General features: G+C 69.8%; 13 protein-coding genes. 7 read left to right on the top strand and 6 right to left on the bottom strand.

Annotated features, from left to right (window positions below):
• The first annotated feature begins 10 nt into the window (after window positions 1–10).
• From IAI54_RS12130 to IAI54_RS12120, 3 genes are all read left to right on the top strand, one after another.
• Window positions 11–772: an alpha/beta hydrolase gene (locus tag IAI54_RS12130; RefSeq protein WP_187972577.1), complete on the top strand. Its 762-nt coding sequence runs from the start codon at window positions 11–13 to the stop codon at window positions 770–772.
• A gap of 286 nt (window positions 773–1,058) precedes the next feature.
• Entirely contained in the window at window positions 1,059–1,823 is a 765-nt protein-coding gene (locus IAI54_RS12125) for an SDR family NAD(P)-dependent oxidoreductase (RefSeq protein ID WP_187972576.1), read from the top strand.
• A 440-nt stretch (window positions 1,824–2,263) separates the two neighbouring features.
• Complete coding sequence (locus IAI54_RS12120) at window positions 2,264–2,569, top strand: antibiotic biosynthesis monooxygenase family protein (RefSeq protein ID WP_187972575.1); 306 nt, start codon at window positions 2,264–2,266, stop codon at window positions 2,567–2,569.
• Window positions 2,570–2,719: 150 nt separating this feature from the next.
• Here the strand turns inward: IAI54_RS12120 and IAI54_RS12115 are convergent, their stop codons facing one another.
• The 3 genes from IAI54_RS12115 to IAI54_RS12105 all read right to left on the bottom strand — a co-directional run bounded on the left by IAI54_RS12115 (window position 2,720) and on the right by IAI54_RS12105 (window position 5,311).
• Window positions 2,720–3,397, bottom strand: coding sequence for a TetR/AcrR family transcriptional regulator (locus IAI54_RS12115; RefSeq protein WP_187972574.1), 678 nt, complete (start codon window positions 3,395–3,397; stop codon window positions 2,720–2,722).
• Between the two features lie 303 nt (window positions 3,398–3,700).
• A complete protein-coding gene (locus tag IAI54_RS12110; RefSeq protein WP_235679340.1) occupies window positions 3,701–4,606 on the bottom strand; it encodes an SMP-30/gluconolactonase/LRE family protein in 906 nt (301 codons plus the stop codon).
• 276 nt (window positions 4,607–4,882) lie between these two features.
• Window positions 4,883–5,311, bottom strand: a complete 429-nt coding sequence (locus IAI54_RS12105; RefSeq protein ID WP_187972573.1) for a hypothetical protein — start codon at window positions 5,309–5,311, stop codon at window positions 4,883–4,885.
• Between the two features lie 1,427 nt (window positions 5,312–6,738).
• On the opposite strand from IAI54_RS12105, the gene IAI54_RS12100 reads away from it, so the two are divergent.
• Window positions 6,739–7,002: a hypothetical protein gene (locus IAI54_RS12100; RefSeq protein ID WP_187972572.1), complete on the top strand. Its 264-nt coding sequence runs from the start codon at window positions 6,739–6,741 to the stop codon at window positions 7,000–7,002.
• Window positions 6,981–7,175, top strand: coding sequence for a DUF3309 family protein (locus IAI54_RS12095; protein WP_187972571.1), 195 nt, complete (start codon window positions 6,981–6,983; stop codon window positions 7,173–7,175). The genes IAI54_RS12100 and IAI54_RS12095 overlap by 22 nt, the downstream gene beginning before the upstream one ends.
• Window positions 7,176–7,365: 190 nt before the next feature.
• Here the strand turns inward: IAI54_RS12095 and IAI54_RS12090 are convergent, their stop codons facing one another.
• From IAI54_RS12090 to IAI54_RS12080, 3 genes are read right to left on the bottom strand one after another with little or no spacing between them, the layout of a single operon-like run.
• Window positions 7,366–8,136 (bottom strand): SDR family NAD(P)-dependent oxidoreductase, encoded by a 771-nt coding sequence (locus IAI54_RS12090; protein ID WP_187972570.1) that lies wholly within the window; start codon window positions 8,134–8,136, stop codon window positions 7,366–7,368.
• On the bottom strand, window positions 8,136–9,308 hold the full coding sequence (locus IAI54_RS12085; protein WP_187972569.1) for an acyl-CoA dehydrogenase family protein: 1,173 nt from the start codon (window positions 9,306–9,308) through the stop codon (window positions 8,136–8,138). Before IAI54_RS12085 ends, IAI54_RS12090 begins: the two co-directional genes overlap by 1 nt.
• Before the next feature lie 13 nt (window positions 9,309–9,321).
• The gene (locus tag IAI54_RS12080) at window positions 9,322–10,389 is read right to left on the bottom strand and encodes a phosphotransferase family protein (RefSeq protein WP_187972568.1); all 1,068 of its coding nucleotides are present in this window, start codon (window positions 10,387–10,389) and stop codon (window positions 9,322–9,324) included.
• Window positions 10,390–10,828: 439 nt separating this feature from the next.
• Here IAI54_RS12080 and IAI54_RS12075 point away from each other — a divergent pair, with 439 nt between their 5' ends.
• On the top strand, window positions 10,829–11,557 hold the full coding sequence (locus IAI54_RS12075; RefSeq protein WP_187972567.1) for an SDR family oxidoreductase: 729 nt from the start codon (window positions 10,829–10,831) through the stop codon (window positions 11,555–11,557).
• Between the two features lie 175 nt (window positions 11,558–11,732).
• Window positions 11,733–12,524, top strand: a complete 792-nt coding sequence (locus IAI54_RS12070) for an enoyl-CoA hydratase/isomerase family protein (protein WP_187972566.1) — start codon at window positions 11,733–11,735, stop codon at window positions 12,522–12,524.
• Window positions 12,525–12,529 lie beyond the last annotated feature (5 nt).

Here is a 12,529-nt window from a genome sequence, read left to right as displayed (position 1 = left end):
GGGAGAGACCATGACCACCATCATGCAGGGTGCCGAACCGTTCCGTTTCGAAGGCAAGACCGCATCCGTGCTCGCGCTGCACGGCTTCACCGGCACGCCCCAGAGCATGCGCTACGTCGGCGAGGCCATTCACGAGCGCTTCGGCTTCACCGTCGCATGCCCGCTGCTCGCCGGACACGGCACCACGCCCGACGAGATGGAGAAGACGGGCTATCTGGACTGGCTGAACTCCGCCGAGACTGCGCTCAAGGCTCTCGCGGCCGACGGCCTGCCGGTCTTCGTGATCGGCCTTTCCATGGGCGGGTCGCTGACGCTGAACCTCGCGGCGCGCTTTCCCGAGATCGTCAGGGCGGCCATTCCGGTCAACGCGCCCGCCATCTCGCTCGGCCCGGACATGGCCTCACTCCTCTGCAATCAGGATTCGTCGATGCGGGTGCCGGGGGTCGGTTCGGACATCAAGGCGCCGGGCGTGATCGAGGTCGCCTATTCGGAGTTCCCGGCAAGCCGGCTCGCGCATGGCCATCTCCTGTTCGGCGTCACGACCAACCTCTTGTCGCGGATCAAGTGCCCCGTCACGGTCATCCAGTCGCGCGAGGACCATGTCGTGCCGGCGCGCAACGCGCTCGACATCGTCACCGGCCTGACCTCGTCGGACCATGTGAGGCTGGTCTGGCTGAACGAGTCCTACCACGTCGCCACGCTCGACAACGACAAGGACCTGATCGTGTCCCATGCCGGCGACATGATCAACCACGTGCTGGCCAACGGCTGACCGGCCGCGACCGGCGCGGACCCCCCGCGCGGGACCGCGCCGGGACGAGCCCCCGCCGGTCCCCGCGCGATCGGTCCGCCGGACGGGGCGCGGTCGGCGACCCCGCAATGAGGCTCGAACGGGATCGCCGTCCTGCCTTGCCGGCGGGCTCGTGGCTGTCCCCCGCGACGCCGTCCCTGTCCGGACCCGCACGATCCGCCGTACGGCCACCGTTCTCGCAGACGGGCGGTTTGCATCCGACCTCGCGCGCGGTAGATCGATGGAACGCGAGAACCGGAGCACGAGAATGGAACTGCCGAAAATGCCGAGCATGCGCCTGGACGGGCGCCGCGCGCTGGTCACCGGCGCAGGACGCGGCCTCGGCCTCGCCTGCGCGTCCGCGCTCGCGGAGGCCGGCGCGCATGTCACGCTCGTGGCACGAACGGGCGCCGAGGTCGAGGAGGCTGCCGCCGCGATCCGCGCGCGCGGCGATCAGGCGACCGCAGTCGCGCTCGACGTGACGGATCTCGACGCGGTGGCGGCCTTGCTGCAGGCGGGCGAGGCGCACGACATCCTCGTCAACAATGCCGGCACCAACAGGCCCGGACCCATGGCGGAGGCGACGGTCGCCGATTTCGACCTGGTGATGGGGTTGAACCTGCGGGCCGCCTATTTCCTCTCGCAGGCCTTCGTCAGGCGGCTTCTGGCCGGGAAGCGGCCCGGATCCGTCATCAACATGTCGTCCCAGATGGGGCTCGTCGGGGCCGCCAACCGCACGATCTACTGCGCCTCGAAGCACGCCGTCGAAGGGCTCACCAAGGCTATGGCGGTGGAACTCGCGCCGACCGGCATCCGCGTCAACTCGATCTGTCCCACCTTCATCGAGACGCCGATGACGAAGCCGTTCTTCGAGAACGCCGCGTTCCGCTACGCCACGCTTTCCAAGATCAAGCTCGGCCGTATCGGCTCCGTCGAGGACGTCATGGGCGCGGTGGTCTATCTGGCATCCGATGCCGCGTCCCTGGTCACGGGGAGCGCCATCGTCGTGGACGGCGGCTGGACCGCGGAATGACGAGGACGAGCCGCCTCCGCGGCGGGAGACGACGGTTCGCCGGCCACGACGGGCGGGGCGACATCCGCATGCGCCTCTGCGACGGCAGGAACGCCGCCTGAGGGTGGCCGCAATGCACCGCACGAGACGGCGTCGCTTGGAAGCGCGCGGCAGGGGACGGCACGACAGCCGCTCGATCGCGTCCCGTTTCAAGCCGCAGTCCGGGGAAGGGCTGCCGGACGTCGGACGAGACTCGACCCGGCTGCGCCAGCCCGTACAGGGGGGCTGCCTGCCGGATCGACCGGCCGGACCACGACGCCATCATCGCCCTGGCCTCGGCGAGACATCGACGCCAGGCGCGTCTATCCTGCCAGCGGCGAATCGACCGGTCTCGCCGGCGCGAGCGTCCGCGACGACGCCCGTTCGCCCGCATTGCCAATCTGCAGAAGGACGACCGAAGCATGATCATCGAAGTGGCCTCCATCCGTGTGAAGGATGGTTCCGAGACGGAGTTCGAGGCAGCGGTCGGCAAGGCGGTCGAGGTGTTCCGCCGCGCCAGGGGTTGCCTTGGCCTGCACCTCCAGCGCTGCATCGAGGAACCGTCGCTCTACGAGGCGGTCATCCGCTGGCAGACGCTGGAGAACCACACGGTCGACTTCCGGGGCTCCGACCTGTTCCAGGAGTGGCGGGCGCTGGTCGGGCCGTTCTTCGCCGAACCGCCGGCCGTTCGTCACTATACGGTCGCCGTTCCGCGCGCCGACTTCTGACCGTCCCGTGTCCTCTCGGCCTGCACGTGAGGATGACCGGCCGCGACGTCGGACGACTGCCGCCGCCAGGGGGAGAGCAAGACGCACGAGCAAGGGCGCGGTCGGCCGGACCGGGCCATGCGCGGCCGCAGGTGAGTTGCCGAGGCGGGCTCAGGCTTCACCGAGACCCTCCAGCCCCCTGACGGCGAACTGCAGCAGCGCGTCGTAGGCGGCGTCCAGATCGTCCGCCGTCACCGTGCCCGCCGACAGCGCGTCCAGGCGCCGATTGCGCGACAGCGTCTGGAGCATGGCGACAAGCACCATCGAGAAGCCGCGCAGGAGCAGGGGCCGGGGGACGGAGGGAAGGGCGGCTTCGAGCCCGGACAGGAAAAGCTCCGCCGTGGCGTCGAAGTTCTCGCGCAGCAGATGGAGCCAGCGGTTCGTCTGACCCAGCTGGGCGAGGATGAGGAGATAGGACGGCCATCCGGGCAGGCCGCTCGCCATCTGTTCGAACAGCGGGCGCATGAAGGCGTCGACGATGCTGCGGGTGTCGAGCCGGCCCTCGGCCTCGGTCGCGGCGAGGCGCTCGCGCCGCATCTGGTCGAGGATGTGGGCACGTCGCCCCACCACCTCGGCGAAGAGCCGTTCCTTGGTTCCGAAATGGTAGCTGGCGAGCGCCAGGGTCACGTCGGCCCGCTGGGTGATGTCGCGCAGGGAGACGGTGTCGAACGTGCCCTCGCCGAACAGCGTCTCGGCCGCGTCGAGAATCCTGTCGCGGGTGCTGTCCATCGACGGCTTCTGCTGCCGCTTCGTGGCCGGCCCGGCTGCAGCACCCCATTTTCCGGTCATGGCCAATCCTCTCTCGAATGCGGCCGCTTCCCGGTACCATCCCTCGGCCGACGCGGAGGGGGCCCGGCCTCGCCGTCGTCAGCCTCGCCGGCGGTGTGGCGACGCCGGAGCGGCCAGCGAAGCCTGAATCACCGCGCGACCCGAGGACTATCCACCGCCGACCATCCCGTCGGCAATGCCTGAACCCGTCCTCGTGCACGGCCTGGATGCGCCGGCGATGGCCCGCGCACGGCGTCCGTCCGCGCGCGTCGCCGATCCAGGCTGGTGGAGACTGCGGCGCAGAAGCGTCACGGCGTGCCGAGGCTACCAGTGGATCAGCGGGAGGCCCGGGACCGGCGACCGGAACGCCGGGATGCGGCTGCCGCGCAGGCTGCCGAGATAGACCGTCCTGAGGTCCGGTCCGCCGAAGGTGACGCTGGCCATCCAGGGGCAGAGCGTGCCCGTGGCACCTGCCATGACGGCCGGCGTCACCGTCCCGGCGGCCCAGGCCGCATCGAGGGCCGCCGTGCCGGCGGGGTCGCCGTCGTCGAGCAGCACCAGCACCTCGCCCTGCGGCGTGAGGGCGATCAGGCGGTCGGCCATGATCAGCGTGCTCCACAGATTGCCGACGGCATCGAAGGCGATGCCGTCGCAGAATCCGCCGACGTTCTCCGGCCCGTACGTCTCGCGATCCGACAGCGTTCCGTCCGCGCGCACCTCGAAGCGGGAGATGCGCCGGGCGGTCGTCTCGGCGACGTAGAGGAAGCGCTCGTCGGGGTCGAAGCGCAGTTCGTTCGTCCCGCACAGTCCGTCGGCGACGATGCGCGCGCCGCGCTGGTCGATGAGGGCGATGTAACCGTCGCGGCTCATGGTCTCGACGTGGCGTGTCCAGGGAACCATGCGCGTGGTGACGGTCAGGTAGAGCCGGCCCCTGCGGTCGCGCGTGACGAAGTTCGCCTTGCCGACCGGCCGCCCGTCGATACGGTCGAGCAGGGTCGTCGTCGTTCCGTCGCGGGTCATGCGCTCGAGCGCGTCGGTGCCGAAATTGGCGATCAGGAAGGTGCCGTCCGCGTCGATGGCGAGACCGTTGGGCAGGCTGCCGGCGGTGTTGACGTAGCGGTCTTCGAAGGACCGCGCCTCGTTGACCGTGCGGGTCGACTGGAGGATCAGCGTCTGGCTCCCGTCGGGGTCGATGCGCACCACCCCGCCGCGCCCGTCGGCGCTCCACAAGGTGCCGTCGCGCTCGGCGACGATGCATTCGGGGCGCTCGAGATCGCGTCCGACGAAGCGGATCCCGCGGCGGTCGACCTGCCAGCCGGCGAGGGGATTGTGTCGATCGAGAATGATGACCTCCCGGTGCCCATCCGCCGACCGGCGCTCATGCCGCCGGCGAATACGGATTGCTTGGTCGTACGACCAAATCGCATGAGCGGTCGGATGTCAATCCGAAGCGGTTGTGCCGCCCGGCCTGCTGGACATCGGGATGGGATCGGCGCGGCGTCGGCGTCAGGACGTGTCGTGGACCTGCGGCAGCGGCAGGCCGGGCAGGACGGGGCAAGAACCGGCCCGGCACGCGCGGCATCCGGGGATCGCGTCGCGGCCGGGCGCCCAGGCGGTGCCGCCCATGCTGGCCAGCACCGCGGAGAGCATCGCCGCGCACCAGCGGTAGCGCCAGGCGACCAGCGCGGCATCGAAGGGGCTGTCGTCATCCGGCCCGGCGGCGGCCGCCAGTTCGTCCTCGATCACGGCGACGTCGATCTGCAGCGCGTCGGCGACGCTGACCCGCGCGGCCCGCTCGCCGCGGCGCAGGAAAAACAGCACCAGCCAGCGCACGGCAAAGCAACGGCCGGCGGCGGCGTCGGCATGCGCGGCGAGCGACAGCAGGAGCGTGATCGTCTCCCGCAGCTTCCGCCCGTTCAATCCCGCCCCGCCCATCTCCGCCCTCCTTCAGCTGCGGCCAGTCTGTCGTGGACCGGCAGGGGTGTGGACAGAATTTTCGCAAGGCGTTGATTTCGCTGGAAGGGCCCGTCCTCCACCCCACGAAGTGGGGGCGGAGGTGGCGTCGCGCAGCGACGACGGAGGGGGGGCGCAGGATGTGGCGCTCGCGGCGGCGACCGGGCGGCACGTGCCTCGTCGTGGACCGGATCGCGGGGACGGATGGCGAGGCATGGATCCCGGATACGTCGTCCTGCGCTGCGCTCGGACGCCGTTCCGGGATGACGAAGATGGGGGGATGGCGCTACTTTCACCTTCGTCATCCCGGGCGAAGCCGGAGCGAAGCGGAGGCGCAGACCCGGGATCCATGCCTCGGCGGTCGTCGAAAGGCGGGGCGGTGCAGACGACGCACCGGTCCTTCTCCATCGTCCCGTTCGATGACCTGCTCCGAGGCATGGATCCCGGATACGGCGTCCTTCGCTGTGCTCGGACGTCGTTCCGGGATGACGAAGATGGAGGCGGCGCGACAGCGACGGGGGTCGCGGACCTGCCGGCCGCTGAGGGCGCGAGGGTGGCGGTCTGCCCGGCCACGTCCGTCGTGCCGACCGTCGACCGTCCCGGACTGGTCCGTCGGGGTCCCCCCCTCCGCCTCGCTTCGCTCGGCACCTCCCCCCCACTTCGTGGGGTTGGAGGATGGGCGGCGGCGCTTGGGGCGGGCTTCCTCCACCCCACGCAGTGGGGGCGGAGGTGGCGTCGCGCAGCGACGACGGAGGGGGGGCGGCGCAGGATGTGGCGGCGACGGTACGTGCCTCGTCGTGGACCGGATCGCGGGGATGGGCGGCGAGGCATGGATCCCGGATACGGCGTCCTGCGCTGCGCTTGGACGCCGTTCCGGGATGACGAAGGTGGGGGGCGCGCGACGGGTTGGATCCTCGTGCCGTCGATGCGCGGGAGCGTGATGGACGGCCTGGCCACGTCCGTCGTGCCGACCGTCCACCGTCGCGGACTGGTCCGTCGGGGTCCCCCCCTCCGCCTCGCTTCGCTCGGCACCTCCCCCCCACTTCGTGGGGTTGGAGGATGGGCGTCGGCGCTTGGGGCGGGCTGTCCTCCACCCCACGCAGTGGGGGCGGAGGTGGCGTCGCGAAGCGACGACGGAGGGGGGGCGGCGACGCTGGAGGATGTGGCGCCCGCGGCGGCGACCGGGCGGCAGGTGCCTCGTCGTGGACCGGATCGCGGGCATGTTCGGCGAGGCATGGATCCCGGATACGTCGTCCTTCGCTCCGCTCGGACGTCGTTCCGGGATGACGAAGGCGGGGGGGCGGCGGCGGCGGCGAAAGGACGGCGGCGGGGGCCGACCGGACCGACGGCGCCGACGGTGGCGGCACGGGCCTCGTCGTGGGCCGGATCGCGGGCATGGGCGGCGAGGCATGGATACCCGGAACTGGTGGCCGGGCAAGCGGACCCTGGTGTTGCCGAAGGCGTTCCGCCAGGTCAGCTGGCACGAGCGCGCCGTGACGGCCGACCTCACGAGGGACCGCATCAGGAGCGCGCCGGAACATGACCCTGCGCGCACGGTCGACCGGGCCTACGAGGAGCAATTCCACGCCTACTACGGCTATGCCGGCTACCGGGTCAGAGGTCCGCCGGCGCAGCAGAAGGAGACAGCGACGTGGGACTTCTGGTCCTCCTGATCCTCATCGTGCTCTTTGCGGCGACGGTGCCGATCTATCCCTACAGCCGCAGCCGGGGCTATTCTCCGGTGAGCGTCATCCTGCTCCTCGTGGCATTCTGGCTCATCCTGATCTATTTCTGTCTCGTGGCCGTCTGGTGGCCCGCGGTCGAGGGTCCGGCACCGGTCACCTGAGGAGCGTTCCCGTCCCTTCGACGCCGCCCGCGGCGCGGCTCGGGACGGACATCGAGGCGGCAAGGCTCAGCCTGCGCCTCAAAGAACGGCGCCGCCCCGCCATCGGGGCGATGTGGCCGCGGTTCGCCGCGCGGCGAGAAGCGCCCGATGCCTGCTGCAGTTTCCCGGCCCCCGTTCCAGGGTCCAGGCGTCATGATCCCGTCCATCCGCCGTCGACGGCGATCGATTCTCCCGTCAGGTATGTCGAGGCATCGGAAGCCAGGAAGACCACCGCACCCGCAATCTCGTCGGTGCGTCCGAAGCGGCCCATCGGCGTGCGGTCCATGATCTTGGCCCCGAGGACCGGATGCTCCGCCAGTCCCTGGGTGAGATCGGTCTCGACATAGGCGGGCGCCACGCAGTTGATGCGGACGCCCCTGGGCGCCCAGTCGATCGCCAACGATTTGGTGAGCAGTTCGACGCCGCCCTTGGAGGCGCAGTAGGCGGCGGTCCTTGCGAGCCCCGTGCGTCCGCCGATCGAGCTGATGTTGACGATGGAGCCGCTGCCCGCCGCGAGCATCTGCCGACCGAACTCGCGGCAGGTCAGGAAGACGCCGGTGAGATTGGTGCCGATGATGGTGTTCCATTCCTCGAGCGTCGTCTTCTCGGCACCCTTGTAGATCGCGTTGACGCCGGCATTGTTGACGAGCACGGCGGCGGGGCCGTGCCGCGCAGCGATCGTTTCGGCGAGCCCCACAACCTGCGCCTCGTCCTGCATGTCGGCGACGAGCCATTCGGCCGCGCCGCCTGCGGTGCGGATGTCGGCGGCGACGGCCCTGAGCGTATCCTCCGAGCGGCCGGTGACGACCACCGTGCCGCCATGGGCCGCGAGCGCCAGGGCGATCGACCGGCCGATGCCGCGGCCCCCGCCGGTGACGACACAGACCCGGCCGCCGAGGTCGAACATGGACCGCGACGCCATCAGTGCCTCCCGCCCGCGATCCGGCGCGCCAGCGACCAGCGGTGTACCTCCGAGGGACCGTCGTAGACGCGGAAGGCGCGGATGTCGCGGAAGATGCGCTCGACGACCGTGTCGCGGGTCAGGCCGAGCCCGCCCAGAATCTGCACGCAGCGGTCGGCGACGCGCCAGACCGCTTCCGAGCAGATGACCTTGGCGCGCGAGCTCTCCATGTTGCCGCGTCCGCCCTGGTCGAGCACCCAGGCCGTATGCCAGATCGCAAGCCGTGCCACGTGGATGTCCATGTCGTTGTCGGCGAGCATGAAGCCGACGCCCTCGTGCTCGGCGAGCGGCTTGCCGAAGGCGGTGCGGCGCTGGGCGTAGTCGCGGGCGATGTCGTGGGCGCGCACGGCAGAGCCGAGCCATCGCATGCAGTGGGTGAGGCGGGCGGGCGCGAGCCGCACCTGCGCATAACGGAACCCTTCGCCGACGGCGCCCAGCACGTCCTCCTCCGGCACGAAGAGGCCGTCGAAGCGTATGACCCAGTGGCCTCCGGTGAAGGAGGAATCGATGGTGTCGAGCTGGCGTTCGAGGACGATCTCCGGCTGGTCCATGTCGGCGAGGAACATCGTGGCCGAACCCGCCCGCTCGCCCGAGCCCAGCTTGGCCATGATGATGGCGAACCGAGCGTCCTCGGCGCCGGTGATCAGCCATTTGCGGCCCGAGATACGGTAGCCGCCGGGGACCGGCTCGGCCACCGTCCCGAGCAGAGCGGGGTCGGAGCCCGCTCCCATCGGCTCCGTCATGGCGAAGCAGGAGCGGCTCTCGCCCGACGCGAGCGGGCGCAGCCAGCGCTCCTTCTGCCGCCCGTCGGCCACCTCGGCCAGCAGATGCATGTTACCTTCGTCCGGCGCCGCGCAGTGCAGCGCGACCGGCCCCAGCATCGAGTAGCCGGCCGCCTCGAAGGCGACGGCCCGGCCGAAATGCGACAGGCCGAGCCCCCCGAATTCGGTGGGAACGTGCGGCGCGAGCAGGCCCTCCGCCCGCGCGCGCGCCACCAGTTCGAGCCGGAATTCCTCAGACGGCCCGTGGCTGCCCCAGCGCGGATCGCGTTCGAGCGGAATGATCTGCGAGCGAACGAACGCGCCGATGCGGTCTGCGAGGTCCTTGAGGTCGGAAGGAATGGAGAAATCCATGCGAATGCCTTTCCTAGATCGGCCGCGATGTCGAGGCGGCTGCGAAATCGAGAATGTCGACGCCGAGTTCCGCGAAGCCGGCGTAGCGGGCGTCGCCGGCCGCGCCGCGCGCCCAGTTCCGGTGCAACTGGATGAAGATGATGCCGAGCTTGAGCAATGCCAGAATCCGCCAGGCGCCGAAGCCCGACACGTCGCGGCCCGACTGGCGAGCGTAGAGTTCGACGACGCCTGCGCGCGTCAGGAAGCCTGGCCGCGCCGTGGGCATCTGCGCCAGCCTGTGCATGCATTCGGGATCGCCGGACTCGGTCCAGTAGCTGGTGAGGGTGGCGAGATCCATCAGCGGATCCCCGCGCGTCCCCATGTCCCAGTCGAGAACGGTGGTGATGCGTCCCCGTGAGTCGAGCATGCAATTGTCGAGCTTGAAGTCGGAATGGAGGAGCGTCGGCGCCGACGGTGCGGGTTCCACCGCGCCGAGCCACGCGGAAATCGTCCCTACGCGTCGCGCCGGCCGCTCATCGAGCGCGAGCGCCTCCGCTCGCCGGACCCAGCCCCCGACGCTGCGCCGGTAGAAGCCGTCCGGCCTGCCGAAGTCTCCAAGCCCGATCGCGTCCGCATCGACGCGATGGAGCGCGGCGAGGGTCGCGACCAGTTCCCCGGACAGGTTTCCCGCCGCGGAGGGGGAGTCGAGATCCGGCGGCAGACGGTCGCCGCCGACGACGCGGCCCCTTCGGTGCTCCATGATCTGGAAGGGCGCTCCGATCACTTCGGGGTCGGTGCACAGGAAGAAGCTGTCGGGCGCGGGCGCGAAGACCGTCGACAGCCGCGACAGGATCCGGTGCTCCCGCGCCATGTCGTGCGCGCCCGGCGCAAGTTCGCCGCCGGGCGGGCGGCGCAGGACGGCCTGTCGTCCGTCCACCGTGACGAGGTAGTTGAGGTTGGAGAGCCCGCCCGACAGTCGCTGCGCGCCGGCTTCGACCTCGAGCGTCATGCCGTGTGCAGCGAGATGGGTCGCCACTGCCACGACATCGAGCGCGAACGGATCCGAGTCCGCAGGTGCGGTGCTCTCTCGCACGTTGTCCATCTCCCGATAGGTCCGGCAAACCTCATGCTGAGGGGGAGGGCGGTATGTCAATCTGGCACTAGTGGCAGGGATGACCGTTGCCGAAGGGTGGACGGCGGCAATTCCGTTCGACAGAAACGTCGGACAGAGTTCCGGGGAAGCAATCGGCCGGCAGAGCAACATTCCCGGGGCCGCAGGATGCAGGACGGGCACGGCGTCGAAGGGCGCCCCCGGATCCCGCGCGGGCTCCGGAGGCGAAGCGGGTGTGTCGAGCCGGTCGGACCGGTGTCGCCGCACCTGCGCTTTTGGCCGGCTTGACGATGCAGGTGCCGCCGTAAACTTTCCGACCGTCGGAGCGGGGAGATTGCGGGTCGGCTTCCGGAGATGTCTCCTCCCGTCCCTCGCCCAGGCATTTCGGCCTGGGCGATACTCGTTCCGTTTGGCTGTGACAGGAGGAATCATGCTGCTCAAGGATCATGTCGTGGTGGTGACCGGCGCGGGGGGAGCGCTCGGGTCCGCGCTCGTGGCGGCCGTCGCCGCGCAGGGAGGCATCGTCCTCGGCACCGATCTCGTCGCGGGAGCGGGCGTCGACATCGTTCACGACGTCACCTCGGAAGCGAGTTGGCGCGCGGTCTGCGAGGAGGTCGAAAAGCGGCACGGTCGCATCGACGGGCTGGTGAACAATGCTGGCATCGTTCACGTGGGCCACGTCGAGACGACGGAGATCGACGATTTCCGACGTGTGCAGGCGGTGAATGTCGAGGGCGTGTTCCTGGGGTGCAAGGTGGCATGGCCGCTGCTGCGCCGTTCCACCGCCGCGTCGATCGTCAACGTCAGTTCGACGGCCGGGCTCGTGGGAAGCCCCAATCATGTCGCCTACGTGGCCTCGAAAGGCGCCGTGCGGCTGATGTCGAAGTCGATCGCGCTCCACGGCGCCACCTTCGATCCCGTGATCCGCTGCAACTCGCTGCATCCCAGCCTGATGGACGGGCACATGGCGCGGGTTCTGACGGGAAATGCCGAGAACCAGTCGGAAGCCATTCAGGCGATCGTGGCCGCGCGCAACCCGATGCGACGCCTCGCGCTGACCTCCGAGGTGGCGGGCGCGGCCGTCTTTCTGCTGTCGCGCATGTCCGGGTTCGTGACGGGCAGCGAGTTGGTCAGCGACGGCGGCTCGTCGGCGCAATAGGGAGCGGCCGAACCTCGGCCGCCCGGCGGAAGGCCTGCCGGAGCGGCGCCGGCGGCGAAGGGGGTTGACAGCGCGAAACCTTGCTGCTTTCAGTGAGCCGACTGGTCAGTCGGTTATTTCCGGCACTAGGATCACCTTAACAGGGCGCGCGCCCCGACCGAGAGGAGACTGTCGAATGAGTTCTAGGGATGTCGTCGAATACGAGGTCAACGGCCCCGTCGCCACGATCTGGATCAACCGCCCCGAAGTGAAGAATTGCGTGAGCCCGCGCGTGCTCGACCTGCTCGGCGAGTTCGGTCGCAAGGCGGAAGACGACGCGAGCGTGCGGGCGGTGGTCTTCCGCGGCCGCGGCAACACGTTCTGCGCGGGCGCCGATCTCGGCCAGCTCGTGGGTCCGGCTCTCCACACCACTGTGGACTCGCTCGCGCTCGCCCAGAAGTCGGCCCGCACCTACAACCACTTCTTCAACATGCGTAAGCCCACCATCGCGGCCGTCGAAGGTCACGCGGTCGCCGGCGGCTTCGAGCTCATGATCTCGTGCGACTTCGCCCTTGCCGCCACCACGGCCAAGATCGGCGACTTCCACATCCGTCGCGCGCTCTTCGGCGGCGCCGGCCCGATCTATCGCCTGCCGCGCTACATCGGCCTCCGCAAGTCCAAGGAGCTCATGCTGACCGGCAAGCTCCTGAGCGGGACCGAGGCCAAGGAATGGGGTCTCGTCAACGACGTGTCCGAGCCGGACCAGTTCGATGCGCTGATCGAGAAGTTCTGCGAACCGCTCATCGACAAGAGCCCGTTCTGCATGTGGATGACCAAGGAAGCCATCAACCGCGGCCTCGATGCGGACACCGAGTCGCTGATCACCCTCGAAACCATGACCTGCAACGTCGTGCACCAGTCTGCCGATGCGAAGGAAGGCGTCACGGCCTTCCTCGAGAAGCGGACGCCGACCTGGGTCGGCAACTAGGTCGC

The organism is Aquibium microcysteis, from assembly GCF_014495845.1.
GTDB classification, from domain to species: Bacteria; Pseudomonadota; Alphaproteobacteria; order Rhizobiales; family Rhizobiaceae; genus Aquibium; species Aquibium microcysteis.
The sequence above is the reverse complement of the archived record's forward strand: the minus strand, read 5'-3'. Positions and strand labels throughout refer to the sequence as shown.